22 protein-coding genes and 1 tRNA gene are annotated in these 22,416 nt (G+C 40.2%); all 23 read right to left on the reverse strand.

The window, feature by feature from the left end; translation table 11 throughout:
• Positions 1-18: 18 nt before the first annotated feature.
• The 23 genes from L2737_RS13250 to rnm all read right to left on the reverse strand — a co-directional run bounded on the left by L2737_RS13250 (position 19) and on the right by rnm (position 22,186).
• Positions 19-4,770, reverse strand: a complete 4,752-nt coding sequence (locus tag L2737_RS13250; protein ID WP_248956004.1) for a response regulator — start codon at positions 4,768-4,770, stop codon at positions 19-21.
• A gap of 50 nt (positions 4,771-4,820) precedes the next feature.
• Positions 4,821-6,416: an ATP-binding response regulator gene (locus L2737_RS13255; protein WP_248956005.1), complete on the reverse strand. Its 1,596-nt coding sequence runs from the start codon at positions 6,414-6,416 to the stop codon at positions 4,821-4,823.
• A 62-nt stretch (positions 6,417-6,478) separates the two neighbouring features.
• Entirely contained in the window at positions 6,479-7,141 is a 663-nt protein-coding gene (locus L2737_RS13260) for a potassium channel family protein (protein ID WP_102527126.1), read from the reverse strand.
• A gap of 6 nt (positions 7,142-7,147) precedes the next feature.
• Positions 7,148-8,266, reverse strand: a complete 1,119-nt coding sequence (locus L2737_RS13265) for an AI-2E family transporter (RefSeq protein ID WP_229372517.1) — start codon at positions 8,264-8,266, stop codon at positions 7,148-7,150.
• A 291-nt stretch (positions 8,267-8,557) separates the two neighbouring features.
• Positions 8,558-9,652: a helix-turn-helix domain-containing protein gene (locus L2737_RS13270; protein WP_248956006.1), complete on the reverse strand. Its 1,095-nt coding sequence runs from the start codon at positions 9,650-9,652 to the stop codon at positions 8,558-8,560.
• A gap of 67 nt (positions 9,653-9,719) precedes the next feature.
• A complete protein-coding gene (locus L2737_RS13275) occupies positions 9,720-10,769 on the reverse strand; it encodes a DUF2955 domain-containing protein (RefSeq protein ID WP_248956007.1) in 1,050 nt (349 codons plus the stop codon).
• Positions 10,759-11,931 carry an HlyD family secretion protein gene (locus L2737_RS13280; RefSeq protein WP_248956008.1) on the reverse strand — a complete coding sequence of 391 codons (1,173 nt, stop codon included), beginning with the start codon at positions 11,929-11,931 and terminating at the stop codon, positions 10,759-10,761. The genes L2737_RS13275 and L2737_RS13280 overlap by 11 nt, the downstream gene beginning before the upstream one ends.
• Before the next feature lie 258 nt (positions 11,932-12,189).
• Positions 12,190-12,588: an ACT domain-containing protein gene (locus L2737_RS13285; RefSeq protein ID WP_248956009.1), complete on the reverse strand. Its 399-nt coding sequence runs from the start codon at positions 12,586-12,588 to the stop codon at positions 12,190-12,192.
• 83 nt (positions 12,589-12,671) lie between these two features.
• Positions 12,672-13,169, reverse strand: coding sequence for a nuclear transport factor 2 family protein (locus tag L2737_RS13290; protein ID WP_248956010.1), 498 nt, complete (start codon positions 13,167-13,169; stop codon positions 12,672-12,674).
• Between the two features lie 182 nt (positions 13,170-13,351).
• On the reverse strand, positions 13,352-13,816 hold the full coding sequence (locus L2737_RS13295; RefSeq protein WP_248956011.1) for a GNAT family N-acetyltransferase: 465 nt from the start codon (positions 13,814-13,816) through the stop codon (positions 13,352-13,354).
• A 323-nt stretch (positions 13,817-14,139) separates the two neighbouring features.
• The gene (locus L2737_RS13300; protein ID WP_248956012.1) at positions 14,140-14,562 is read right to left on the reverse strand and encodes a GNAT family N-acetyltransferase; all 423 of its coding nucleotides are present in this window, start codon (positions 14,560-14,562) and stop codon (positions 14,140-14,142) included.
• Positions 14,563-14,687: 125 nt separating this feature from the next.
• Positions 14,688-15,263, reverse strand: coding sequence for a YdeI/OmpD-associated family protein (locus L2737_RS13305; protein WP_248956013.1), 576 nt, complete (start codon positions 15,261-15,263; stop codon positions 14,688-14,690).
• 31 nt (positions 15,264-15,294) lie between these two features.
• Entirely contained in the window at positions 15,295-15,660 is a 366-nt protein-coding gene (locus L2737_RS13310) for a DUF7674 family protein (protein ID WP_229372533.1), read from the reverse strand.
• A gap of 67 nt (positions 15,661-15,727) precedes the next feature.
• Positions 15,728-16,099 (reverse strand): GNAT family N-acetyltransferase, encoded by a 372-nt coding sequence (locus L2737_RS13315; RefSeq protein WP_248956014.1) that lies wholly within the window; start codon positions 16,097-16,099, stop codon positions 15,728-15,730.
• Positions 16,096-16,266: a hypothetical protein gene (locus L2737_RS13320; RefSeq protein ID WP_248956015.1), complete on the reverse strand. Its 171-nt coding sequence runs from the start codon at positions 16,264-16,266 to the stop codon at positions 16,096-16,098. Before L2737_RS13320 ends, L2737_RS13315 begins: the two co-directional genes overlap by 4 nt.
• Before the next feature lie 95 nt (positions 16,267-16,361).
• The gene (locus L2737_RS13325) at positions 16,362-16,727 is read right to left on the reverse strand and encodes a cupin domain-containing protein (RefSeq protein ID WP_102527137.1); all 366 of its coding nucleotides are present in this window, start codon (positions 16,725-16,727) and stop codon (positions 16,362-16,364) included.
• A 706-nt stretch (positions 16,728-17,433) separates the two neighbouring features.
• Positions 17,434-17,524: transfer RNA gene (locus L2737_RS13330), tRNA-Ser, on the reverse strand.
• A gap of 111 nt (positions 17,525-17,635) precedes the next feature.
• The gene (locus L2737_RS13335) at positions 17,636-17,968 is read right to left on the reverse strand and encodes a hypothetical protein (RefSeq protein ID WP_248956016.1); all 333 of its coding nucleotides are present in this window, start codon (positions 17,966-17,968) and stop codon (positions 17,636-17,638) included.
• A 224-nt stretch (positions 17,969-18,192) separates the two neighbouring features.
• Complete coding sequence (gene rluB, locus L2737_RS13340) at positions 18,193-19,065, reverse strand: 23S rRNA pseudouridine(2605) synthase RluB (RefSeq protein WP_102527140.1); 873 nt, start codon at positions 19,063-19,065, stop codon at positions 18,193-18,195.
• Positions 19,066-19,653: an SMC-Scp complex subunit ScpB gene (gene scpB, locus L2737_RS13345; RefSeq protein ID WP_102527184.1), complete on the reverse strand. Its 588-nt coding sequence runs from the start codon at positions 19,651-19,653 to the stop codon at positions 19,066-19,068.
• Between the two features lie 31 nt (positions 19,654-19,684).
• On the reverse strand, positions 19,685-20,473 hold the full coding sequence (locus L2737_RS13350; RefSeq protein ID WP_102527141.1) for a segregation and condensation protein A: 789 nt from the start codon (positions 20,471-20,473) through the stop codon (positions 19,685-19,687).
• A 235-nt stretch (positions 20,474-20,708) separates the two neighbouring features.
• Complete coding sequence (locus tag L2737_RS13355) at positions 20,709-21,329, reverse strand: L-threonylcarbamoyladenylate synthase (RefSeq protein ID WP_102527142.1); 621 nt, start codon at positions 21,327-21,329, stop codon at positions 20,709-20,711.
• Entirely contained in the window at positions 21,326-22,186 is an 861-nt protein-coding gene (gene rnm / locus L2737_RS13360) for an RNase RNM (RefSeq protein ID WP_102527143.1), read from the reverse strand. Before rnm ends, L2737_RS13355 begins: the two co-directional genes overlap by 4 nt.
• Positions 22,187-22,416: the final 230 nt, after the last annotated feature.

Genomic DNA, 22,416 nt, shown 5'->3' on the forward strand with positions numbered 1-22,416 from the left:
TAACGTATTTAATCAGAATTAATTAAGCGCCTTTAATTGCTCAATCATTTGCTTAGCTATTTCCATCGCTGTGTCCAGTTCATACTCGCTTAATTGTTTTTCAAGTAGCTTATAGTTATGTATTAATGGATCTATATTCAAACATTCGCCATGGGTGTCGAGGTATTCCGTGGCCTCCATGTCGAAACTTTCTAACATCGTCACTAATACTTCTAACGTCCTGATTGCTAATGGCTTATCTAATAATAGTTGAGTTTTTTGAATTTGTTCTTTTGGCATCAGCAAGGTGATCTCTTCGCAAACGTGTGTTAGTTCAGCACCTACTTCAGACAATAGGCTAAGGTCACTCTCAGTTAATCCGTGCTCAAGTTGCGCAGCGAATTCAGCTAACTTCTCAGCACCGATACTGCCCGCAACGCCTTTAAGGGTATGCACTAAACGTGCTGCCAATGACTCATCGTTAACAGCTGTTACACGTGAAAACGCGCCAACAAATCCTGACTGACCGCTAACAAATTTAACCAATAACTTAAGGTATAACCCTTCATTACCTTGGGTGCGCATTAACCCCATAGCTTTATTGATATGAACAGTATTGATAAATGTCCCGTTCTGAGCTTCACTGCGCCCCCCATCAGCGCTGATATTGTCAACTCGCGAAGATGTAGTATTAGATGTGTCAGCAGGAGTGGCCACTGGCGTTATTGGCTTGGCAGGTGTTATCCACTTTGCCATCGTAATAAACATCGCCTCGACATCAATCGGTTTTGGAATATGGTCATTCATGCCAGCATTTAACGCTTTCTCTCGGTCTCCCGCCATCGCATTCGCCGTCATCGCTAAAATTGGCAAATCGCTATTTTCTGGTATGCCACGTAATACTGATGTAGCGGTATATCCATCCATAACTGGCATTTGGCAGTCCATAAGAACGCCATCAAAATGTTCAAGGGCAAGCTTCTCTATTGCTTCCTGTCCATTATTAGCAATCGTTGTCTGAATATGTTTACTGTTAAGTAACTCCTCAACCAACTCTTGATTTAAATCATTATCTTCTGCAATCAAAATGTTTGCGCCAGCTAATTTGACTAACGCCTTGGAGAGTTCCGATTCATCACGTAAATGACTCAATGGATTGATAGACTCAGCCATAACATAAGACAGCGCTTTCACTAAACTCGATTGCGTCTGGGGCTTAGTTAAAATACTGTCAAAATGTACATCCGCTGCGCTAAAGAGTAAGTCCTCTTTGCCGTATGCAGTTATCATAATGAGCTTTGGTTTACGATTAGCAGGGAGCTCGCCAATAAATCGAGCAACGTCAACACCAGTAACGTCAGGCATTTGCCAGTCAACAATAGCAACATCAGGACTGTCACCTTCCGCTAGAATATCTATCGCTTGTTGACCTCGTTCCAGCGCGTTAACTTTCATTCCGATACGACTGAGTAAATTCGATAAGATCTCTCTTGCGACCTGGTTATCATCAACCAGTAATACACTTTTGCCTTTAAGATCAGTTATATCTTCGTGATATATAGTCGAAGACGTAATTGGGCTTAAATCAAATGGTAAGTTGAAACTAAAGGTACTGCCCACGCCAGGTTCACTGGTTAAGCTAATTTGACCACCCATTAACTCTGCAAGGTTTTTACAAATCGCTAGGCCTAATCCCGTACCACCGTACTTACGAGTCGTTGAGGCGTCAGCTTGTGAGAACGCATTAAATAGTCGAGACTGCTGCTCTTCTGTCATACCTATTCCAGAGTCCGTCACTGAGAACGTAATGAACGCTTGCTCTGTGGTCAGTTTATCCAGTTTGACAGAAATGATGATGTTGCCTTTTTCGGTAAATTTAACCGCATTATTGGCTAAATTTATCAATACCTGACTAACTCGCAGTGAATCACCGAGTAAATTTTCAGGTATGGCATCGTCAATATCAAACAGCAGTTCAAGCCCTTTTTCGGACACCTTTATGCCAATTAGATTACTGACATTATTGAGCAGTTCATCAATACTGATGTCTATATTTTCAATATCTAACTTGCCCGCTTCAATTTTTGAAAAGTCGAGAATGTCATTAATAATCCCTAATAATGATTGCGCGGAAGCATTGGTTTTTTCGATATAGTTACGTTGCTGACGATTAAGGTCTGTTTCTAAGGCAAGATGAGACATGCCGATAATGGCATTCATTGGAGTGCGTATTTCATGACTCATATTGGCTAAAAAGTCACCTTTAGCCTTATTGGCACTATCCGCTTCTGAGATGGCTTTAGCTAGTTCACGTTCTAACTCTTTCGCCGCATTTACATTAATATGAACACCGCTTATCCGTTCTGGGGTGCCATCTTCGCGATACTGATAGGTTTGGCCAATGCTAAGGATCCAATCATAACCGCCATCTTTTCGCAGCATTCTGAATTCTTGGCGTAAAACTTTATTTTCACCTTTTGAAGCAGTCAACTGTTCATTGAGGATCTCAGCTTTATCGTCAGGGTGGATCATATTGGCAAATGTTTCAGCCCCATTGATAAGAGCAGACCATTTATCTGCGTTGATACATATATCAAGGCGGTCATAACCTAACATTTGATTGTACATTCGATTAACGACAACGCGGTTCTCATGGGGGTAGAAATCCCACATGCCCATTTGCGCACTTTTGGCGGCCACTTCGAGTTTTTCTTCCGAATCAAGCAATAAGTTTTCGGCTAACTTTTGTTCAGTGATATCAAATATAGTGCCATCAAAATGGCCTTCGCCGTGATTCTCTCCTGCTTCAAATTGCGCCATAATTTGCACATATCGCAACTCACCGAATCGATTCAGAATGCGCATGTCTACAAGCACTTTTTCGCGATTTAATACGGCATTACGCACAACTTGAAAAAACTTCTCCCCGTCACCATCAATAGCTAAATCAATAAAACGTCTTGAGGCACTTTTACCAATAAAATCACTTACAGGATAACCAGTAATATGCTCAAAATTAGGGCTTAAATAGAATATAGTGAAATTATTAGTGTCTATATCAACATAATTACACCGAAATACAGCTCCCTGTATGTTCTCTACCAAGGTTTGATATTGTTGCTGATTTTTCAACATTTCAGCTCTAACAATTTCTTGATCGTTAATATCAAGCAGTGACAAGCGAATTTCAGTTAACTTGCCCTCTTCTGTAAACTCTGTGCGCACGGTTAACGAAACTGCCAATACTTTTCCTGATTGAGAGATTAAATCTAGTCGAGCATCAGAAGTATCAATACCTTTTATTGCAGCATCAAAAATCTGTAGACCTTCACCATCTTTGGCCCCTAACACATCATGCCAAGTTAAATCGGTAAAAGCGGTTCGGTCATAGCCAGTAATATCAGCAAATTGTTTATTATGTTTAGTAAATTTACCGTTAATATCTAAAGTGGCATAGGCCACTGCAGAGTTCTCGTATAAATCCCATAATCGATGCTCACGCTCTTGCAAATCTTTGGTGCGAATGGATATGGTTTTTTCCAGCCTTTCATTACTCACTTGTAATCGAAGCAGCACGTGGCGACTCAGCCATAAAGTCGCCAAGGTAATTAAAATGCAAGACACAGCAATAACGCTTATCAGGATAAGAATAATCGCTTTAAAGTACTGATAATTGCTGCTTGCTTCTTTAATAGACATTTCAGTGACAATGCCAAAACCATAACGGTTATCCCATTTCCAAGCGCCAATGACATCAACGCCTAAATAGTTTCTATAACGCTCGTTACTATTGCCATTCAACTGTAGAGTTACCTGCTTAGCGGCATAGGTCAGTGTCTTATCATCATGGTTTTCATCTGCTGGTGACGCTAAGGTCAATTTTTTTAAGGGGTCTGTGACGCGAAAGTTTAATACTGACAATTGGCCTTGTTCAAGCAAGCCAAGAGGAACTAAGTCTTCCTCAAAACGGCTATGGGATAACATTCGCCCTTTAGAATCGACAAAATAAGATTCGCCCGTATCCCCTACTATAGCGCTCTGAGTAAGTGTAGAAAACTCTAAATAAGGGTCAATTCTTAAGGCTAGTACTGCGCTGATAGTGCCATCATCTTGGGCAATAGGACTGAGTACAAACATGGTAGGTGTATCTTCACGCTCAACTCCATACGGGTTTTTTAATATAATGTCTGAACGCATTGGCGGTGTAATTACGATATTTCCGCTGACAGCTTCGGCAAACAAATTCGGATGTTCGCGCTTAACAATATTAGTTACGCCAAGGTTGCTATCTCGACTTGAAGCAATATTGTCTCCTTCTAGCGTGATGATAAAAAAACCTAACGAGCCAAAAGACAAGCTATAACGGTTATAAGCATCACGAGACCATTGGAGGTGCTCGCTATCCAACAATAATTCGGAATCGGTACCAATTTCTATAAGTTCCTTTGTTCGTAATTGCAGCAAAGGATTTGTAGCAACCGTTCTGACTCTGTCTTCCCAGCCTTTAACCCAAGATGACAACGCGGCATCCGTCGTCAAGGCAACTGACTTTAATGCAAGTCCACTCCTTTGCAAATCATGTTTATAAGCCACATTTAGCCCAATCGCAGAAATAGAGGATATCAATGCTAGAAAACAGAACACAATAGAACCGATATAAACTCGATTACGACCATTTTCAAAAAAACGAGAAATATCTTCATTCGCTTCAGAACGTAATCGAACGAATAACCAGAACAAGTAAAACAAGAGCCCCAGTGACAAAAATAATAACGTGCTATTCATATCCATCTGCAATCCTAAACCTGCTCATTCGACTTAACCCTATAAAATCAACTTGGTTAATGCGGTAAAAAAACTGAAATATTAGTGGTATTGTTTTCATCATCGACGCTCAGCGACACTTTACCTCGTTGAGCTTCTGCAAGGAGTTTAGCTGAGTAAGTACCTATGCCTGTGCCATTATCCTTTCCAGCTGAGGTATATTTTTGCCAAAAGGTGTCACGGATCTCTTTATCAACAACGCCAAGGTTTTGAATGCTTATTCGCAGCATAGGTGCAGCGTTATCTTCATCTTCTGAGCGAGATAGAGAAATTGATACTCGAGTTTTATTTGGCGCAGCCTCGCAGGCATTTTTAAGCAAGTTAAATAACATCGAATAACTGAGGCTCTCATCCCCCATCACTTGATAATCTTCATCACCATTTTCTTCGCAATCTAGGTATATCAGTAGATGTTTTACTTGGAAGGTTTTCTTCAACACTGCAATCATTTTTTGCAGCAAGTTGATGATTGAAAATGGTTTTGGCTGCAAGTTAAATCGACCGGTTTCAATCTTGTAAAGCTCACTAGACATATTGATCATATTCAGTAATTGAAATGACATGTCTTCAGCAATATCAGCATTTTCATGGTTGCTTTTAGAAATATGGGGGTCATGTTTGATTTGCTCAATCAGTGCCATCAATCCAGCTATTGGACCTTTTAAATCATGCTGTAACACCTGTTGAACCTCTTGTTTCAACTTTTCGGTGGCCACCATATTGTCAAAGTCGGATTGCAGATTCTTATGCATCAGCACATAAGCCATGAGGTTTCTAACCCTCAATCTTAATAACTCTGGTTGTATCGGCTTACTAATAAAATCTACAGCGCCACCATCAAGTCCTTGCACTTGATACTTATCTTCTGTCAGTGCTGTTACAAAGATAACAGGAGTATGGGTGGATTGAGGGTGCTCACGAAGCCGTTTTAATACTTCGAAGCCGTCCATCTCTGGCATCATAATATCTAGCAAAATTAAATCAGGCGGGTTATCAGACTGAGCAATCTCAATGGCTTTTTGACCATTTTTTGCCAGCTTAACTTGATAGTCATCTTTTAGTAGGCCGCCAATTAAAGTGAGGTTTTCAGTGGTATCGTCCACCACTAATACTGAAGACTTTTTGATTTTATTTGTCGTTGAGATGTCTTGTGGATGCTCATCTTGTTGTAAGCTGTCTAGCGGATTATCAACTAACTCTTTTGCAGTAATTGAAGAAACTTTATTACTGATTTGACCTTGTAAGCATTGCAACACTCTTTGCTGCAAGGTAGCAGTAGTAAAAGGTTTAATAACAAGATCAGTAACCCCTTTACTAATGGCGGCGCTAACCCTTTCTCTTGCAGCTTCGGCCGTTATCATTAAAAAAGGCAGGTGTTGCCACTTAGGAGTCTGCCTTACTTCGCAGAGCAATTCGATACCTGTCATCACCGGCATATTCCAATCAGAAATGATCAGATCGATATGATAGTTTTGCAGTATTTTTAGTGCCTTGGCACCATTCTCTGCTTGATAAACATGACCAATACCAAAACGTTTGAGCTGATCGGAGCTGATTTTTCGGATGGCATCCATATCATCAACAATTAACACATTTTTCTTTGATAACTCCATGTGACCTCTTCTAAGCAGATTCAATCACTTTACTCAACGAAAGGTAAAGTTTGAGTCACTTATTATTCTTTTTCATTCTGAGACATTTTGGCACCCACTAAACTTGCAACAATAATCGCCATATAGAACTGGCCAAATATGGCTTCAAAGAATGCAAAAAAACGGGCTATTGGTATCGCAGGGGTTATCTCTCCATACCCCACAGTAGAAAGCGTTATATAGCTGTAATAAATCACCAAAGATAAATTATCAGTCCACTTTTTCACTTCTACGCCATTAAAGGCGACACCAAATATTTCAATAATCAGTAGGTAAATAAATGCCCAAATAAGCCCTAAAAGTAAAAATATACAGATAGAGCCAATAATTTGGTTTGATGAAATTTTGCCGCTAAAAATAACTTGTTTGGCCGCGCGCCAAGTTGCTGCAATTAAGAAAGATAATATGGTGAGTAAACCAAGAATATCGAGGTTCAATAATTCAAAAACTGAACCAATGCTGGCAAATAATAAGGTTGTTATCATTAAGCCAAAAGTTGAGCGTATCCATTTTTTGTTGGCGCCTAAGCCAATAACTGAAATGGATAAACTCATTACCGTTGTAGCAACAACGATCATTTGCCCCGAATCAAAAAACTGCTCGACGAGTGCCGCACTTAATAACACTAAAACTAAAGACCCCAGTAAATAACTAAAGTTGTCTTCTTGCGACATAGGGGTACCCATCAACTATTATCCTTCGGTTTTTTCAATTTCTGGAAGTAATGCTTCAGTATCCACTTCTGCAGTTTCGACCACTAACCATGCAGTAAATAACTTGTAACTCAATGCCAGTACAACAGCACCAACAAACAAGCCAACAATCCCTGACAAAATCATTCCGCCAATGGCACCTAATAAGATGACTAACATTGGAATATCAACACCACGCCCCATGAGCATAGGTTTCAAGAAGGCATCACTTGCGCTCACAAGAATACTCCAAATCATAAACAGAATTGCCGTTGTTGAAGACTCAACACTGAATACATAAGCAATGATAGGACCTAAAATTAAAATTGGCGGCAATTGGATAATGGCTAAAATAAGTACCATAAGCATCCAGATCCCAGTACCAGGGACACCTGCTAGCCCTAGGCCCACTCCCGCGAGAATAGATTGAATAAAGGCAACACCAATGACCCCTTGCACCACACTTCTGACTGTCGCAACAGCAAGAGCTGAAAACTCTTCGCCGTGTTTTCCAGCAAGTCGCACTGACACTTTGTGGAACATTTGATTTGAGCCTTCAGCTTTGCCCATAAACACGCCAGCAATAATAATGGATATTAAAAACTGTAATACGGTCATGCCAAAGCTACCAAAAGCACCCGCGGCCTTGGTTGAAAAAGCTTTTATCTCGTCAGCGTAGGTTTTTACCAGCATCTCAATATCTGAATTGGCAGAAGACCAAAAGTTATATAACTTGTCACCGATTAACGGTAAGTCTGCGACAGACTCTTTTGGCGCTGGGATCTCCAAAGTGCCATCATGCACTTCAGCGACAAAATCTTGTGTACTTGACACTATTGCGCCAGAAAACAGTACTGTGGGTGCAATTAAAGAAGCTAAACATAGCAGCGTGATTAATAAACTAGACTTAGCCACTGTCAGTTTAAGCTTGCGGCTAATAAGCTTAACGACTGGATATAAGGCAATCGCAATAATACCGCCCCACAGAATAGGCATAATGAAAGGCTGAACAATTTTAAAACACCACACCACCATGATAAAAATTAGTACAATTTTTATCGCGGCATCTACAGCTGCATGAGTAAACTCTGCAGAGGTCGAAATTGGTTTATCACTCATATATGTCTATCCCTGGTTTAGTGTCATTCCATTTAAAAGTAAATTTAACAACTCAAGATGTCAGCACTGCGTTGCTAAGCTATTTAAACAAAAGTAATTTCGAAACAATTCTGATTAAAAATATAGCGCAACTGAGGCAATAAAACATCCGCAACAACACAAAAACATTTCATTATCCATCAGTAGTTTAATAAAAGAACATTAAAATCTGCATATGTGTATTTTTACGATATAAAACGATGAGTTAATCCACTAAATTAAAGCGTTTAAATAGGGCGCCTTAGATCGCTATTAATCTATTGAGATGTTTTGACGAAACACTCTAGGAGAGTGCCCAGACATTCGCTTAAATGCCCTTGAGAAGTGAGCAACATCAGAATAACCTAATGTCGCAGAGATTTGAGTCACTGAAATGGCACCATCAGACAGCATTTCTTTTGCCTGTTTAAAACAAATGCCCTCTACCATTTGCCTATAACTCATTCCTTCTTCGCTTAATCTTCTTTGAAGCGTGCGGACACTGAGCCCAAGTAAATCGGCAGCCGTTGTAACGGGAATGCGCCCCAAAGACAAATAAGGCAATAAAGCAAATTGCAGGCTTTCAACAAAACCTTTAGGGCCTTCAACAACCGGGCTCATCAACTGTTGCCAGCCATTTTTCAGCTTCACTTTTCCAGCAAGTACCGAGTCAGAAATGCTCAATGCGGTAACTTGCCTACCATAAAACACCTGTGGCTGATTAAGTTTAAGGACGTTGAGGTAATCGACTTCAGTTGCTGACTGCAAAGCAATATCAGCAGGCTGCCATTGAGCCTGAGTGAGTGAGCGTACAAGCTCCACCATCATGGTAAGCGCAAATTGCTCAGCCACACTACTTTCAATAGGATCATTTTTTAAGCGATGCCTAACAAACCAGACTTTACCCAAGCCTGTTTTAAGATGAACATTGGTTTGCTTTGACTCTAAATTAACCACATGGGTAAAATCGACAATAGCTTGTTTAACAGTGCCATTCAGCGTGATCTTAGCTAAGTGCTGAGGAACAAAAATAGTGCGAGCGACTTGAAATAACCACTCAGAAAAGCGCTTACTGCCAAGTTTAGCAGAGATTAATTTAAGTAAATTGAGTACTGCTTGTTCAGAAACATAATCATGATTAGAAGTTAATAAACTGGCAGGTAAACCAGCTTGCTCAATGAGTGGATAGACATTGTTATCAAAGTCTTTAAGTCTAGCGACAAAGGGCGCAATATACTCAGCTCTTAATAGCGGAATAAAAGCGCCTTCTAATCCCGCATCGACAGCAGCGATTGAAGTCTCAACTTTGTTTGAGCTCATAACGCCTGTTGAAGAGGTAAGCTTTTTAGCATGACGTTTTGACTGCATTATTATTACCTCTCACTTAGCTGCGTTTACAACAAGGTTAAGCTTCCTTATTTCCATATTTATTTACTTATACAGCGCTTCTTTTAGTCAAAAACTTCCAATTACGAGTCTCTAAAAAGAAGGATGCAACAACCATATAAACTCCCACCATAAACAATTGCGCTATACGGATATAAAAGTTTGTCGCAACATCCGCATCGGTGGAGGATGCAGTCGAACCAACGACCACAAGCAACGCAGAAAATATACCAGCAAAGATAGGCGCTTTAGCGGGATCGGAATATATTTTTTGACTGAAAAAAAGTGCGCATATCATCGCTAAGCCAACATAAAAAACTAACTCAGGCACGATAACAAGCAGGTTATAAAACACCACTGCCAATGCACCGCCAATGCCATTAGTTATCAATAAAAACAGGCTGACTTTTACACTTTTACTTCCTGCTGATTGCAACGATAAAATCGCAATAAAAATCATCGTTAATAGTGCACCTGTGATTTCAAAAAAATAGAAAAAGGTGATAACTGGAAATGCGATGATTAACGCCCTAACAGACTCATAAAGGCGTTGGTCATTGGTCAAACCTGCGGCAATATGCGTTTCACGATTGGGAGATAAATCAGGTAATAAAATATGCAGCAGAGTAAAAATCAATACCGCCACTACACCAGAGAAGCTCAACCCGACTCCAACAACAATCGCTGCACCTGGGTGCAATATACCCAAGTAAGGTAAAACCAAAGTTGAAACAATCAAAATAGTGGCAAAGAAATTCCACTTAGGATCAGAAAATAAGTAATAAGCCCACAGCATCAATAACGCTAATAAAGGTAGTAAGACTAATGGATACTGCACCGGCCCAAAGCTGACCAACCAAGCAATGGCAATCGTAACCACCATTGATATTAATAATTCATAGACTGTTTGTACCGTAGGCTCAGTTCTATCCACTAAAAACTTAGCCACAAGCACGGGAACAATAAAAGCCAATTGCCAAGCAAATATCGCTGAAATAGTCACAGCTAAACCGATACCCAGAGTGAAGCGAAGCACTCGACGTGTAAAAATCGCTTCTTCTAGGACAGGATCAATTGTAGCTGCTGCTTTATCTGACATAAGAGAACCAACTGACTAGGCGGATCCAAAATTTGCCAAATAAATTCATCATTGAGCTTTCTTGGGTATATACCATCACATCAACTTGACCACCAACACGACGTAATCCTTTGGCTTCATCTTCATCAAATACAATGGTCACAGGAAAACGTTGTGATTGTCTTAACCAGCCTGTTTGCCCTGTAGTTTGTGCAAGTTTACCTGTTTGTTCGTTCTGGCCCCAATCAACACCATAGTCAATATATGCCACTTTACCGCTAAACACTTTTCCTGGCGCATAGTCGAGTGCAAACTCAACTTTGTCGCCTGTTTTCATGTTACCTATACTGTTTTCTCTAAAGTTGGCTTCAATCCATACATCTTCTGAAGATATAAAGGTCATCACAGGTTGACCAGCACTGGCATAAAACCCTTCTTTTAAACGAAAATTAGAAGCCACGCCATTGGTTGGCGCTTTGATTTGTGTTCGTGCAAGGTTAAGTTCTGCTTGCTCAAGTGCCAGTAACGCTGATTTGACTGCGGTATTATTTTCACCTTCTGAACCTAAACGTTCTTCTGCTTTAGCAAGGTCAGCATTTGCGGCAGCTACGCCTGCCTCTGCGCTAGCTAATTCAGCTCGGGCATTATCGGCATCCGCTTTTGACATGACATTTTGTTCAACCATGGTAAAAATACGTTTGGACTGAACTTTCGCATTTGTTAGGTTGGCCTCAGCATTGGCAACCTTGGCTTTTGCGGCTGTCACATTAGCCGTTAACGCCCCCATATTTTGCCCCGCTTGAGTCACATTTTGCTCAGCGGTATAAAGTGCAATTTCGTAATCCCTTGGGTTAATCCGTGCGAGGACTTCTCCTTCTAAAATGAGGGTGTTTGGCGTTGTCAGAATTTCAATCACTTCACCTGAAACTTGCGGCGTAATCGGTACCACATAGCCACGCATACGTCCTAAATCGGTTGAAGGAATATAACGGTCTGCAAAAAGATGAAACACAAACAAAAAAGCAACCACAAGAAGGATCATGTTAGTTACTTTTCTAATTTTTTGATTTTTGGCTTTTTCAGCAGGCGTATCGGCCTCGGGAGCATTGTCGACTTGAGGCTGAGCTTCTTCTGCCTTAACAGCCACCTCAGTTGAAGAAACTTCTTTATTCTTATCAGTCATAACCTTCCCTTGAATCCATGCATTGAACGCAGCTAAATAACGTGACTAGCTCACCAAAATGTTAACAACAAATTGGTGAGTTGTTACTGTTAATGCAGTATAGAATTATTTCGATGTAGAACTCAAATATAACCATAAAATTAGCCAGTTATATTCATTGTTAATTGGGCGAATATGTTTCGCTAGTTGCTAATGAATCAATAGCTATGTTAAGAAAGGTGATGACAAATCAGGGATGTTCTTTATTAAGCTGCAAAATTAAGCAGCAAACTCTTTTAATGCTTGCATGGCCAATGACGCTTTATCAGCTGGTACAAATATATGGTCATGATAGTAAGCCGCGATGACATTAGCGCTAATGCCATAATCCGTTAACTTGTGAGAAATTGCTGCTGTTAAGCCCACGGCCTCAAGGCTCGAATGTACGCTTAACGTAATTTGTTTAAACCGAACGTCAAATGCCAGATAACCCTGAATAGCAGCTTCTACAGTTAATACTAACGTTAAGCCTTCTTGTTCTTTAAAACAGCAAAGCGGTTCTAAATGTGCATAATCTGCAAGTTGTCCATTCACACTGCAAAACACAAACTCGCCTGCTTGTAACTCTGGCGACATGTCTGCCAGAAGTTGTGATAATTCTGTAATGCCCGATGTCATTGCATTCCCCTTAATTTCATACAACACCTTTAATCAGGTAACCAACAAACTTTAATCAGATAACCAACAACCTCTATGATTTATTATTGGCTGTAATGTCTAATCACAGACACTTTTCCGTTTTCAATTTCAAGCACTTCGAACGATGAATTATCGTGCTGAATTACTTTGCCATTATCTGGATGTGTTCCTTTAGCAACGGTATCAAACTCAATCATAATGACATTGTGACCAAAAGCTGAATTAGTCAGTGTGGCAGAATACTCATCGTGTGACGCAAGGTAATAGGTCATTCCTTTGCGAAGTGCAGCTTTGCCATCTGGCTGACGGCTATCATCATCACTCCACGGTAAATGTTGATAACCAATATCATCGGTTAATAGCGATAAGTAGTTTTCTAAGTCTTGCGCGGTAGCATTTGGCTGTTGTGTCCCCTTCCAAGCCTCAAAGTAAACTTGGGTAAATGCAGCGTAATCAAAATCAGATTTTTGCTTCACTTCATCTGCGATAGTAGACAATGGCATCAATATTAATACTGATAAAAAGCCTAATAAGACTCGGGTTGAAATCCTTGTTTTCATAACACTTCCTTTTACGTTATTCACAAATGATTGCACTAGTGACTCAACTAGCGACTTAACACATTGGTAAATATACTTAACACATAAGCAATCACTAATTAAATATGTAACCTACTGAATTAAAGTTCAAATCGCAACTCATCAGTTGCCATATTCATTTTTGATTTACAGCCAAAATCCTATTAAATAGTCTTCTGATATTCAAACAACCAAAAAGGCTCATTAATATCAGGCTGCACTTCACCCACTTTGACATAGCCGAGTTTTTCATAAAAATGGTGATTTCGAAATGCTTTAAAGGGAGTAACCAGTGACCAACAAGTCACTCTTGGGTAGTGACTCTCAAGTTGTTTAACCACTTGAGAACCAATGCGCTTATCTTGAAAATCTGGCGTAATAAAGAAGTATTTTATTTCAATTTCTTGATGGTTTTTAATCACAGCAAGAATGCCACCAGCAACTTCATCACCATATTTAATCAGGTAGTAATGCCCAGCTTCCACACTTTGTAAATGCCACGCTGTTGACTCAATATGCGGAGGGAAACTGCCATATTGTTCAAAATCGGCTTGAAAAGCATCTACAGCTAAATTCTTTAACTGTAACGCATCTTCAGCACTTGCTAACACTAACCTTGATTTGGGCATGCTTTCACTCATTTATATAAGAGAAACTCAACGGCAGCGATCAAAAAAACAATTAACCTCAAAGACCGCAGACGGATAAGCCTCTTACGTTGCCAAAGCTAAGTGATAAAATCAATGTTTGTAGTGGTCAATACCGTTTATACATGGCTTATAAAGCGGGGAAATTTGAAATTAAATATCCCCGAGCCAAAAGATGACAACAGTTCAATATAAAGGGAGTAAAGAGGAAAATCAGAAGGAGTATAGAGGGTTTGTAATAGTCAATTAACCCCGTTCAACACTTAGGGATAAGCACACAAATCCGCGCGACCAGTCCTTATTAACTAAGAGATTTGTCTCGACATGTAAAAGAACCTATCTTCTTCTTTATCTACCTCAAAGTTATTCCTAATGTATAGGTGATATGCAGGACTAATTTTAAGAACTCGTAACCTAAGTTGATTTACACCAGCTTTGATTGCTAACCGTTCACACTCTGCCAGGGCAGCTGCACCAATACCTTTATTTTGAAATGTTTCACTAACCTGTAGATCTCGGATATAACAGCCATCACTATCAAAGGCTAAACGAATTGCACCCACCACCGATCCGTTGAAAAAAATGTCCCAGTTTTCTAGGTCAACAATTTGCTCATGTATCGTAGACTGTTCCCAATTTACAGAATGGTGTTCATAGTATGAACGCATGTTTTTAAATGTAATATCTGCCGATGCATAAAGATCGGCTGTTGGTTGATATGAAATCATCAAAATCTCCTAATACCGTAATAAGCCAACTAAAGCAGCGGATTAAAATGTGGAGAAAATCGCACCTTAAGCCACTGTTTCAGCTTAGTTAAACGACCTTTCCATGCTTTTAGGCTTATACGGAGTTAAGTCGGCTTTTCTTCTTTGACAAGCATGTCCATGAATTTTTTAAATCGCCTTTGTCTAGTCTCTGGTTTCTTCGCACTTGTTAAGCCGTAAGCGATAACATAGCGACTCGACTTATTGAGCTTTTCAAAAAACAATTTTGTCTTAGGCTGATTTTCCACAGCAGTTAAGAAATCTGCTGGGACTTCCATTTTACTCACTGTATAGGCATTCTCCCAACGACCATCCGCTTTCGCTGCATGAACATGCACAAGACCAGCTTCTTTCATCCGGTTTTCGCTTATTAAACGGTCAACATGTTCTGTGTTCCTTTTAGACCAGTTGCTTCGTATCGTCCTAGGAGTTATGCGCTGCAGATAAGCTTGCTCGTCAATTGACTTTTTTATGCCATCAATCCAGCCATAGCATAAAACCTCTATCACTACATCATTCCAAGTAACACTCTGGGTTCCAGAATTTTTCTTGAATATTTTTACCCATAATTCGCTTTCAGTTGCATGATGCTCAGCGAGCCACTCACTGAGGTCATTTGATGTTACAAATGTCTTGATTCTCGACAAATCTACTTCAGGCATCTAATTAGGTTCTCTTTGGCATAATATGCACTTAAACACCACTATACCCCATAAACTTTAGCCAAGAATTCCTCTCTGTTTTTAATTGTGCAGAAAGAAAACTATATGCCCATGCTCGTTTAGTGTTAATGGTATCTGAAAAATTTAAGTCTTCGCAAACCGCATTTCTTATTAACTCATGTAGTGCTTTATTACCATTTTGGTAATACTTATCTAAAAGGATAAGTGCTAATTTCGTCTGTTCCAGTGAGCTTGAGTCAATCTGGTTCTGCGTAAATTGAACAAAGACATCTACCTCAAAAGAAAGTAAACCATCTTGCTGGTTGAATTTATCTGTAACTTCAGGAAAGAATTTTTTAACCTCGTTCAAAAATTCGCTTCGATGCAGATTACTCATGCTTCTCCGTGCATATAACGCTCAATTCAGCTGCACCGTAGGCGTCAGTCGGAATTGTTTGTTCTGCCTAATTTTTTACACCCTTTACCATTGCTGTTTCTGAGATCGATTGACCATCAATTCTGTATTGATCTTGGAACTCGCCAACAACGGTAAAGCCTAATTTTAAATAAAGGTTTTTAGCAGGAGTATTTTCAGAAAGCACACACAAATCAAGCCAGTCAATAGCTGGAGCCTCATGACAAAAAGCAACCACTGTATCAATCAGTTTTTTGCCAACTCCCTGCTTACGGCAAGTGCTATCAACACCCATACCGAGTAAAACTCTATGCTTTATGTTTTCATCACTATGATTACGCAGATCAATATGACCTTTAATTGAACCGTCTTGACCTTTTGCAAGCCAGAGCTTTCTCCAACTAGACTCTCCAAAACTCACATCAAAGCCTTTTTTGAACTTTTCTCTACTGGTTTTTGAAAGCTCGTTTTCATATTTTGATAGAGGCTGAAAAGTGGATTTTCTCTACAACCATTTTCTGAGATCTGATTCTCAAGATACGAAAAGAATAACTCTAAATCTTCTTTTTCTGCTGGAACTACTTTCATACTCTGAACTCGATTAAATTGTTGGCTAAAATTAAGTGAGGCATGAACGAAAAGCCAACTGTTTTAAGTACAATTGAATGTCTTGTTAGCTTTAATTAAACCCAGATGTCGTTATCAGCAGTTAACTCGCCACCTGCCTCTCCAGTGTTTGTGACACCTTGGGGCTCAACAAGTAAAACCTGACAAAGTCCTTTAGCAAATGGTTTATGCTCAACACCTTTTGGTATTACGAACATTTCACCGTTTGTAAGAAGAACTTTACCATCTCTAAATTCAATTTCTAAAGTGCCATCAATAACAATAAAAACTTCGTCGGTATCGTCGTGCGAATGCCATACAAACTCGCCCTCACCTTTAGCTAATTTAAATTGATAATCATTCATTTCAGCAATGACTCTTGGAGACCATAACTCATCAAATTTCGAAAGTTTATTTTTAATATTTATCGGAGAATATTTCATATCGACCTTGCACCTAACGTTTTAGTATTTATGCGTTGCGCTGTTTGCAGGGCATAAATCGCTTGTTGGACTTGGCCGATGCCAGTCTAGGTTAATTTGGTATGCTTTATGCTAAAGAAATTTGCTTTTTTTGATACTGGCTCTGGGCTGTAGAGCTGTTTTGAATTGATTGTATGGCTTGGTATGTACTTTTTTCATTGAAATTTCCTTATCATTATTGTGTTCCATCACATCTTTTTAATTCTAGTTAATTCAATGAGGATAATATACTCGATTAAGTCCTCATTTGGCTCCGCGCAGCGGCTTAGTTCAACAGCTGTATAGTGCCATGTGCATTTATCACTTCAGGCCTGTGAAAATATGTAACACTAAATAATTGAATTTAATTACACTACTCAAAAAAACATCAATATACCAGCCGTAAAAATGCGCATGTGTATTTATTTCGAACAATAACCCTGACATTAACTTTTAAAGTGTTGACTTTATTTTTGTCAAAATAGTAAACAAACTTTCCCATCAACGGAGCTTGGAAGCTCTATTCAACAAAGCAAAAAGCCCACTATAAAGTAGCGGGCTTCTTTAAATATGGCGAAGAGATAGAGGTTTGAACCCTACATTGATGCGCTACAAACCTATGTTGTTTTATTTATTAATATTTAGATAGCAAAAAGCCCGCTAATAAATTAGCGGGCTTTTCTTAATATGGCGGAGAGATAGGGATTTGAACCCTAGATGGGCTACAAACCCATGCCGGTTTTCAAGACCGGTGCATTCGACCACTCTGCCACCTCTCCGAACGAGCGAGATAATAGCTATCTCCCTCGCTGCTGTAAAGTAGAAATTGAATAAATTTGTTCATTTGGCTATTTGAGCATCAATTTGGGTCCTAATGCTGAAAAATACACCTATTTATCCATTTTAACTGGCGTAAGGCCTTTAGCACGATCATCAATGGCATCATCTAATTTAAAACCTGCTTGTTTCCATGTTGCCGCTTCTTCAGGGTTAAACTTCTCTTTAGACCAATCCATAGCCGACTCAACATCAAAGCTAGCTTTACTCCACAGCTGAGACTGCTCAGCGTTAAAACCTTTCTTACTCCAAGTTTGTGCTTGAGCTGCATCGAAACCAATAGCCTTCCACTCAGCGATATCTCTCTCTGACATCCCTTTCCATGTTGGGGCTGACGCACAGCCATATAAAAGACAAGCTACCAATATGACGATTAACTTATTCATTAAATACTCCCTTATTTGTAAGTACACGCAAGTGATGAAAATATCATCAAATTAAATATAGTTAGCGATATACTCAGTTTCAAGAAACTCACTGATAATTGTGTAGTTCCCCCTATATGCCGGGCAATAAAAAAGGTCGCACTAGGCGACCTTTGTTTAACTGACGTTTGTCATCACTGTATGACTAACACTGCATGACTAACACTGTATATAACAATGTAGACTTAGCTGCGTTGACGTGTCGTTTTAGGACGTGCAGCGGCAGTTTTATGCTTACGTACTGCGCGGCGAATTTTAGCGCCTTTAACTTGAGCACGTGCAACACTGTGTTTATCGGTACCCAGTAATGTACGTGTTTCTGGCTCTAAACCGGCTAATTGACGCAAGTAGTTTACTTGCTCCATATCAAGCTCAGTCCAACCACCACGAGGTAGCGCTTTTGGCAATTCAACCATGCCGTAACGAACACGGATAAGACGGCTGACTTGTACTTCTTGCGACTCCCATAAACGACGAACCTCACGGTTACGTCCTTCTTTAAGTGTCACATGCCACCACTTATTCAGGCCTTCGCCACCCGCAGGTTTAATGCTATCAAAGTTAGCAGGGCCATCTTCTAAGGTCACGCCTTTACGCAGACGTTGAACAGCTGCTTCTGATACATCACCGAATGTACGAACCGCATATTCACGGTCAACTTCATTTGACGGATGCATTAAACGGTTTGCAAGCTCACCGTCTGATGTAAATAGTAATAAGCCTGAAGTATTAATATCCAAACGACCTACCGCTACCCAACGTGAATCACGAATTTTTGGTAAACGTTCGAATACGGTAGTTCTTCCTTCAGGATCTTTTCGACTACAAATTTCGCCCTCTGGCTTGTGGTAAGCCAAAACACGACAAATGATGTCTTCTTCAGTTTTGATCACGATGGCACGGCCATCAATGCGGATTTTGGCATCTGCTTCAACGCGATCACCTAAACTGGCAATTTCTCCGTCTACACTAATACGGCCTGCAGCAATCCATGCCTCCATCTCACGACGGGAGCCATGGCCTGCACGGGCCAAGACTTTCTGCAATTTTTCGCTCATCTAGTTCGACTCTTCTGTTTGTTGTGGCACCATTGAAACTTTCTCAAATAGTGCCTGCAATGACTCTTCATCCGTCAGCGACGGTAAATCCGCTAACGCTTTCAAGCCAAAATAGGATAAAAACTCTGTGGTAGTTGCATAGAGTGCAGGTCGCCCTGGCACTTCTTTATGACCTACTGTTTTTACCCAATGTCTATCAGCTAAACTCTTTATTATGTGGCTGCTGACGGCCACACCTCTTACATGTTCAATATCACCGCGCGTTACTGGTTGCTGATATGCAATCACCGCTAGGGTTTCTAACGTCGCCCGTGAATATTTAGGGGATTTTTCTTGCCACAAAGGTTGTAAGAATTCACTTAACAGCTCTTGGGTTTGAAAGCGATAACCGCTGGCCACTTCAACCAGTTGTACCCCTCGCTCTTGATAATCTTGTTGCAACTCATCCAAGCAAGCTTTAATTCTTACCCGTGAGACATCAAACTTAACTAATACGGTATCTTTTATCATTTTAATACTGAGCGGTTTTCCCATTACAAATAGACTGGCTTCGATTAATTGCTTTAATTGAATGTCATTTATTTGCATGATGCCCTTTCTCGTATCTTGTGAAAGCGGATTAAAACGCTTTGACATAAATCGGTGCTAACGGCTCATTTTGAACCAAATCGACTAACAGCTCTTTGACTAACTCCATCAAGGCTAAAAAGCTTACTACCACTCCGGCTTTGCCTTCACTCACATCAAATAAGTCAGTAAAAGGAATAAAATGTTCTGTCGATAGTTTGGCTAAGATCTGACTCATACGTTCGCGAGTTGATAACAATTCACGTTTTACATGATGATGTTCGTTAGCATCAATTCGTTTTAACACCTCAGAAAACGCCTGAGCGATATCAACTAATGATACTTCAGGTGGCATGATCACAGGCTTAATATTCGGCGCAGCTTTAGCCTGTGCTAAATAAACATCTCGCTCTAATCTTGGCAAAGCGTCTATATCTGCCGCAGCCTGCTTGATCACTTCATAGGCCTTTAACTGACGAATGAGTACGACGCGAGGATCTTCTTCCTCTTCATCTGCCGTGACTATTTTTGGCAACAATAGCCGAGACTTAATTTCCGCGAGTGTCGCTGCCATCACTAAATAATCTGCAGCTAGCTCAATACGTGCTTCAGTTAAAATATCAATATAAACTAAATATTGAGTGGTAATTTTCTCAATCGGCAAGTCAACAACATCAAGTTTTTGCTTACGAATTAAATATAATAATAAATCCAACGGCCCTTCAAATGTCTCTAAAAACACTTCAAGCGCTTCAGGCGGAATAAACAAATCCGTCGGCATTGCATCAATTGCTTCGCCGCGAACAACCGCGAGGGGTAAACTTTTTTGTATACCCTGCATTTGTTCATTCCTTAAATTAATGACTGAATATCAGAAGGTTAAAACAAGCATTAACACCCATTGAATGCCAAAGCGCTTTACCCTTTCCTCTGGCTACTACGTCAAAATTATAGCTAGAAATTACCGAACGCGCGATTATACGCACTATTGCTTAGGGTTGAAACAACTATCCCACAAACTTGCAGGTCAAAAGTTATACAGCTTCAATAAATGCCCAGTAATTTGAGCAGAAGCCTTATTCAAATGAGCTGATATCACCAGCGCCTTCACGCACAATAACCATGTCCCCATCAGACATATCGATCACTGTCGTTTGGTTTTCAGCAAGGTAACCACCGTGAATAATCGCATCAACACTGTGCTCTAGTATATCGCGGATATGCTCAGGATCAGATTCTGCAAACTCTTCGTCTGGCATCACCAAACTGGTGGACATAATCGGCGCTTCTAATGCTTCTAATAGTGCTAAAGCAATCAGGTTATCAGGCACACGAATACCAATGGTTTTCTTTTTATCGCACTGTAATCTGCGCGGCACTTCTTTACTGGCCTTAAAAATAAACGTGTAAGGGCCAGGTGTGCAGCTTTTAAGTAAACGATAAGCTTGGTTATCTACGCGGGCAAAGTTCGCAAGCTCAGATAAATCACGACACATTAAAGAGAAGTTATTGTCGTTATCGATTTTACGAATGCGTGCCATGCGCGTCATGGCATCTTTTTCGCCAATCATGCAGCCCAGTGCGTAACCTGAGTCAGTAGGGTAAACAATAACCCCACCTTGTTTTAATATGTTTACCGCCTGGCTTATTAATCTTGCCTGCGGGTTTTCATCATGTATGTAGAAGAATTGGCTCATGTGCGCTCCGTCCAAGATTCTGATTGCCAAACCCACTGAATACCAGCAGGTTGGAATAAATTTTTACCTAACTCAATCCAATTACTCGGAAAGTGAAAATCACTGCCGATTGAACCCATCAGGTTGTTCATATGGCTTAAAGCGACTAAGTTAGCGCGATCATCAATGCTTTGTTGGCCTAACACGACTTCCATCGCATCGCCGCCTGCTTCTTTGTATTCACGCACTAAACGCTTAAGCCATTTCGCTGACAACTTGTAGCCACTAGGGTGTGCTAAAACAGAAATGCCGCCAGATTGATGAATAATCTCAATAGCATTGGCCATGTCAGCCCAGTTATTAGGGACATAACCGGTTTTACCGCGAGCTAAATAGCGCTTAAAAACACTGGGCATATCTTTCGCGTAGCCATTTTCAGCTAACCAGCGCGCGTAATGTCCGCGACTGATTGCTGCGCCATCAGCATAATGTTTTGCACCTTCGTAAGCGCCTTCAATTCCCGCTTTTTCAAGGCGTATCCCAATTTCTTGGGCACGTTCTTCTCGAAGCTCACGCTGGCGAGTCAAAAAATTGAGCAAAATTGGGTCTTGTTTATCCATATTTAGCCCCACAATATGAATATCGAAATTGTTCCAGCGAGTAGATATTTCTACACCATCAATAAGTTTCAATGGGGTTGCGTGTTGGCGATTAAATTCATGTGCTTCAGCTAAACCGGCGACAGTGTCGTGATCGGTTATCGCTAACATTTCAACGCCCTTTGTAATCGCGCGTTCAACAAGTTCAGATGGAGTGAGTACGCCGTCAGATGCGGTCGTATGGCTATGCAGATCGGCCAAGAGAGTGTCTGTTATCATAACGTTATTGTACTTTAATCTTTGTTGAAATGCTTAACCAGTCTCGATTATTTGCTACATTTTCAGCAAATTGATGCAGCTTTTACCATCGTGGATAAAAAAATGCCAAATTTGAGAAATATTCAATTGACATTAAAGGCCAGCTAAGGTCTTCTATAAGGCATACGTTAGCCAAACGCATTTTGCTAACCTTTTAGATATAAGACCTAAACTCAAGAGATTTAATTTAA

Origin of the sequence: Shewanella electrodiphila, from assembly GCF_023283985.1 — a bacterium.
Lineage (GTDB): Bacteria > Pseudomonadota > Gammaproteobacteria > Enterobacterales > Shewanellaceae > Shewanella > Shewanella electrodiphila.

What these genes read in the sequence shown, in the direction of transcription:
- L2737_RS13250 (WP_248956004.1), bottom strand. Translation starts at nt 4,770, where the DNA reads ATGGATATGAATAGCACGTTATTATTTTTGTCACTGGGGCTCTTGTTT.
- L2737_RS13255 (WP_248956005.1), bottom strand. Translation starts at nt 6,416, where the DNA reads ATGGAGTTATCAAAGAAAAATGTGTTAATTGTTGATGATATGGATGCC.
- L2737_RS13260 (WP_102527126.1), bottom strand. Translation starts at nt 7,141, where the DNA reads ATGGGTACCCCTATGTCGCAAGAAGACAACTTTAGTTATTTACTGGGG.
- L2737_RS13265 (WP_229372517.1), bottom strand. Translation starts at nt 8,266, where the DNA reads ATGAGTGATAAACCAATTTCGACCTCTGCAGAGTTTACTCATGCAGCT.
- L2737_RS13270 (WP_248956006.1), bottom strand. Translation starts at nt 9,652, where the DNA reads ATGCAGTCAAAACGTCATGCTAAAAAGCTTACCTCTTCAACAGGCGTT.
- L2737_RS13275 (WP_248956007.1), bottom strand. Translation starts at nt 10,769, where the DNA reads ATGTCAGATAAAGCAGCAGCTACAATTGATCCTGTCCTAGAAGAAGCG.
- L2737_RS13280 (WP_248956008.1), bottom strand. Translation starts at nt 11,931, where the DNA reads ATGACTGATAAGAATAAAGAAGTTTCTTCAACTGAGGTGGCTGTTAAG.
- L2737_RS13285 (WP_248956009.1), bottom strand. Translation starts at nt 12,588, where the DNA reads ATGACATCGGGCATTACAGAATTATCACAACTTCTGGCAGACATGTCG.
- L2737_RS13290 (WP_248956010.1), bottom strand. Translation starts at nt 13,169, where the DNA reads ATGAAAACAAGGATTTCAACCCGAGTCTTATTAGGCTTTTTATCAGTA.
- L2737_RS13295 (WP_248956011.1), bottom strand. Translation starts at nt 13,816, where the DNA reads ATGCCCAAATCAAGGTTAGTGTTAGCAAGTGCTGAAGATGCGTTACAG.
- L2737_RS13300 (WP_248956012.1), bottom strand. Translation starts at nt 14,562, where the DNA reads ATGATTTCATATCAACCAACAGCCGATCTTTATGCATCGGCAGATATT.
- L2737_RS13305 (WP_248956013.1), bottom strand. Translation starts at nt 15,263, where the DNA reads ATGCCTGAAGTAGATTTGTCGAGAATCAAGACATTTGTAACATCAAAT.
- L2737_RS13310 (WP_229372533.1), bottom strand. Translation starts at nt 15,660, where the DNA reads ATGAGTAATCTGCATCGAAGCGAATTTTTGAACGAGGTTAAAAAATTC.
- L2737_RS13320 (WP_248956015.1), bottom strand. Translation starts at nt 16,266, where the DNA reads ATGAAAGTAGTTCCAGCAGAAAAAGAAGATTTAGAGTTATTCTTTTCG.
- L2737_RS13325 (WP_102527137.1), bottom strand. Translation starts at nt 16,727, where the DNA reads ATGAAATATTCTCCGATAAATATTAAAAATAAACTTTCGAAATTTGAT.
- L2737_RS13335 (WP_248956016.1), bottom strand. Translation starts at nt 17,968, where the DNA reads ATGAATAAGTTAATCGTCATATTGGTAGCTTGTCTTTTATATGGCTGT.
- rluB (WP_102527140.1), bottom strand. Translation starts at nt 19,065, where the DNA reads ATGAGCGAAAAATTGCAGAAAGTCTTGGCCCGTGCAGGCCATGGCTCC.
- scpB (WP_102527184.1), bottom strand. Translation starts at nt 19,653, where the DNA reads ATGCAAATAAATGACATTCAATTAAAGCAATTAATCGAAGCCAGTCTA.
- L2737_RS13350 (WP_102527141.1), bottom strand. Translation starts at nt 20,473, where the DNA reads ATGCAGGGTATACAAAAAAGTTTACCCCTCGCGGTTGTTCGCGGCGAA.
- L2737_RS13355 (WP_102527142.1), bottom strand. Translation starts at nt 21,329, where the DNA reads ATGAGCCAATTCTTCTACATACATGATGAAAACCCGCAGGCAAGATTA.
- rnm (WP_102527143.1), bottom strand. Translation starts at nt 22,186, where the DNA reads ATGATAACAGACACTCTCTTGGCCGATCTGCATAGCCATACGACCGCA.